The sequence below is a fragment of the Pseudomonas sp. AC083 genome (assembly GCF_979253165.1).
The window spans coordinates 1-408 of the sequence record NZ_CEEDDH010000049.1; the positions used below are offsets into that span (position 1 = coordinate 1).

Annotated in this window: 1 pseudogene; it reads left to right on the plus strand. The window is 40.7% G+C overall.

What is annotated here, in order from left to right:
- Positions 1-157: 157 nt before the first annotated feature.
- Positions 158-408 (plus strand): annotated as a pseudogene (locus AC0IXA_RS27190) (porphobilinogen synthase); the annotation flags it as partial.

Here is a 408-nt window from a genome sequence, read left to right on the forward strand (position 1 = left end):
TGCTTGCTGCATCTGACACCTGTTTTGTGACGATCGGTCCTCTGACAAAAGAGGCACTGCTTCAATACGGGATTTCTTCTGAAACCCCAGATACTTATACGATAGACGGAATGCTTGATTTGATGTGCCGTTTATCTGAAAGGAAGTTGAACCATTGATGAAATTTAACAGACACCGCAGATTGCGGACAAGCGCAGGAATGAGAGAATTAGTCAGAGAAACCTTTTTAAGACCATCTGATTTCATTTATCCGATCTTTTTTGTAGAGGGAGAAAATGTCCGAAAAGAAGTCTCTTCAATGCCAGGTGTGTATCACATTTCTGTAGATCTTGTGAAAGAAGAAGTCCAAGAGCTTGTTGATCTTGGCATCAAATCGATCATTGTATTTGGTGTGCCAGATCATAAAGA